A 3,570-nucleotide genomic window follows, 5' to 3' on the forward strand; every position below is an offset into this window, starting at 1 on the left:
AAAGGCAGGATAAGGAAGGATAAGGCAATATAAGGCAAGATAAGGCAGGATAAGACAGGATAAGGCAGGGTAAGGCAGGATAAGGCAGAATAAGGAAGAATAAAGCTGAATTAAAGCGAATAAAGTAGAACAAAGCTTATCTCCACAAAAAGATATTCCCTTGTGATAAAGTAAAATCTCCTGCTCTTTTTCCTTAAAACTCTCAACCTGAGCAACTGCCTTGGGCTCAGTGTTTGTTTTTTTGCTTCTCTGTGCTAAAATCAAAGAGACAGAAATTTTTTATTAGCATTTTTCTTGTGCGGATGTTTAGCATGCGTTCAAGAAAAAATAAATCGTAAATCTAAGGAACTTCTCATGTCGCAACCAGAGACAAAATTATATACAATTGACTTTAGTCAATTTACCCCTGAAAATCTCCGTACTCTTTTTGAAGAGCACAAGGTAAGAGTTAAAGAAGATTTAGCTAAAGCAATTGCATTAGAAAATCCAACCCTAGAAGACTTCTATGGCGAAGACACTTTTAATTCAACCTTGAAAGAAGAGCTACACTGGGATCCAATTGATCACATTTCTTCGACTTTATCTACCCCAGAGTTCATTGAAGCTTATGATGCTCTTAACGAAGATCGTGCTCGTTTAGCTTTAGAAGTTTCGCGTAATAAAGATTTATATAATCAATACGTTAAACTAGCTAATGCTCCAGAATATGAGTCATACCCAGAAGAAATTAAACGTGATCTAGAGTTAACTTTACTTGGCTACCGTTTAAACGGGATTGACCTAGAAGGGGAAAAAGCAAAAGAGTACGAAGAAAACGCAGTTAAATTAAACGAAGTTAGTACTAAATTTGCTAATAACAACCTTTTAGCGCGTCAAGCTTGGAAAAAACTAATTACTGATAAAAACGAATTAAAAGGTTTATCAGAAAACGGTTTAGAGTTATTAGCTTCTTATGCTCAGGCTGAAGGTAAAGAAGGTTATTTAATTACTTTAGCTCCACCTGCAATTGCTCAAGTAATGGGTTATGCGGATAACCGTGAGTTACGTAAAGAGCTTTATTTAGCATACGCTTATTTAGCTTCTCCAGATGATACTACGGGTGGTAAATACGACAATACTACCTTAGTACAACAAATTTACGAACTTAAAACGGCGCAAGCTAAACTTTTAGGATTTAACAACCACGCTGAGCGTAGCCTAGCAACCAAAATGGCTGAAACTCCAGAACAAGTGTTAACTTTCTTAAAAGAGTTAAGAGAAAAAGCTTTACCTAAAGCTCAAGAAAAACTTGCTGAGTTAAATGCTTTTGCTAAAGAGCTTGATGGAGTAGAAAAACTAGAGTTCTGGGACTTTAACTACTACTCAAATAAATACATCAAAGCTAAATTTGATTTAGATCCAGAAGAATTACGTCAGTACTTCCCTGAAGATCAAGTACAAAAAGGTCTTTTCCAAATTTTAGAGCGTTTATACGGTCTGACATTTGAAGTAGATACAGAAGTTAAAACTTATCACCCTGACGTTAAATTCATTCGTGTTTACGAAGACGGTAAATTAATTGCAGGTTTATACCTAGATGTTTATGCTCGTGATACTAAACGTGCAGGAGCATGGATGGGTCAAGCTTTTGGTCGTTTTGAAACTAAAACTCGTTTAAAACTCCCAGTAGCTTACATTTGTGGTAACTTTACTCCACCGTTAAATGGTAAACCAGCTCTACTAAGCGTAAATGAAGTGGAAACTCTTTTCCATGAAATGGGACATGCTATTCACTTACTCTTAACTAAAACTAAACTCCAGTCACTTTGTGGTACAAATGTAGAGTGGGATGCTGTAGAATTACCATCACAAATTCACGAAAACTGGGTATTTGAACCAGAAGCTTTAGCTTTAATTTCCCGTAATGTAACTACAGGTGAACCTTTACCTGCAGATAAAGTAGAACGTTTACTTGAGTTAAATAAATTCAACTCAGGTGGTTTATTCTTAGTAAACCAAGTTGAGTATGGTTTATTTGACATGGAGTTATTTAGCAAAGCTGATGATCGTACCGTACACCAAGTACACAAAGACGTTCAAGCTCAAACAACTAATAAAGTTTACGGTGAACGTAAAACTTGGTTCCCAAATACTTTTGGACATATTTTTGGCGGTGGCTACTCAGCAGGTTACTACAGCTACCTCTGGGCAGATGTACTAGCAGCTGATGCTTATGCGGCTTATAAAGAAGCAGGTGATATTTTTGCTCCAAGCGTAGCTCAAGCATTTAAAGATAATATTCTTGCTACAGGTGGTACACGTCCAACAATGGATAACTATGTTAAATTCCGTGGTCGTAAACCAAGCCCAACGGCTTTATTAGTGAAATACGGCATTTTAGATGAAGAGTAATTAGGAGTTAGCTTAATTAGGTAACTGACTTAAGTAATTAACCAACTTAAGCAAGTAACTAACTTAAAGAAGAAATTAACTAATTAATTTCCTCTTTAGCTAATTTACCTATTTAAAGTGGCAAATTATGCCCCATATCAGCATAAAAGTTATACTGAGGTATAATTTGCTTCCTAAGTTAAAAACCCTAGCACAAAGTTAATGTGCTAGGGTTCTTTTTATTTCTGAGTTTTAGATATTTGCTAGTTAAATATTTAAGCATTAACCAATTAACCAAACACAAAAAAATAGCCATAAAAAAAAGCCTTAGAGACAGTCCTAAGGCTTAAGATGCTATAAGAAATTATGTTTAATCAACTTGTAAATTTGCAAGTGCAAATGGGTTAGCATTGCTAATTTTACATGTTAAAAAATATAATTATTTTTATCATGTATCTATATTATAAGCTAAGATTTGATTTTAACATAAAGATTTTTATCATTTTTAGTCAAAAGTTAGCTAAAAACGTGTATTTATCCTTAATTTATAAGTAAAAAATATTTTTAAAGTAAATCAAATTTTAATCCCCAAAATAGAGGTAAAGGGCTATTTTTAAATAATTTATTTACTTAGTAGCTTCTTGAGTTTTACCTAGTAGCTTCTTGAGTTCATTAATGAAATCGCCCAATTCTTTATCAAAGTTAGAGCTATTTTTATCTCGATTATAGAAAGGAAGACCAAAGATTTTATAGTTACCAAATAAAGAGCCTTGGGTGCTTGCTTTTTTGGATATCACTTTAAGAAGTTTTTCTTTCCACTCATCTTTCTCAATGAGGTGAGCTCCTTTAGGTTCAATATAGCCTTGGTAAGTTAAATAAGGATCAGGATTTTTTTTCTCTTTTTCTTTTAAATAAGGATCAGGATTATCCTTATTCTGCTCTTTTTTTCTTACAAAGAGAAAGAGTAAGTAATCAGGCTCAAATCTTTCCCCATTATCAAAAGAGTAAATAGCTAATTCACTCACGCGTTCATTTCTGATTAGATAGTAAGTGAGGTTTAGTTCATCTAGCACAGGTTTAATTTGATATTTGAAATGCCTGATAAAACTTTTTTCTTCACTTGTACAATAGTCGTCATTGAAGACATACCAGTTTTTTTTTTCTAAATTGACGTGAAGATCTATATTATCACAGTCATTT

Annotated in this window: 2 protein-coding genes and 1 pseudogene; 1 reads left to right on the forward strand and 2 read right to left on the reverse strand. The window is 33.8% G+C overall.

Annotated features, from left to right (window positions below):
* A partial coding sequence (locus tag CJP74_RS08165; RefSeq protein WP_222987035.1) for a hypothetical protein occupies nucleotides 1-264 on the reverse strand: 264 nt, incomplete at its 3' end.
* A gap of 90 nt (nucleotides 265-354) precedes the next feature.
* Between CJP74_RS08165 and CJP74_RS07705 the strand changes: the two genes are divergently transcribed.
* On the forward strand, nucleotides 355-2,391 hold the full coding sequence (locus CJP74_RS07705) for a M3 family metallopeptidase (RefSeq protein ID WP_119497921.1): 2,037 nt from the start codon (nucleotides 355-357) through the stop codon (nucleotides 2,389-2,391).
* 605 nt (nucleotides 2,392-2,996) lie between these two features.
* Here the strand turns inward: CJP74_RS07705 and CJP74_RS07710 are convergent.
* Nucleotides 2,997-3,570: pseudogene (locus CJP74_RS07710) on the reverse strand (hypothetical protein); the annotation flags it as partial.

The sequence above is a fragment of the Psittacicella melopsittaci genome, assembly GCF_003585925.1.
Lineage (GTDB): Bacteria > Pseudomonadota > Gammaproteobacteria > Enterobacterales > Psittacicellaceae > Psittacicella > Psittacicella melopsittaci.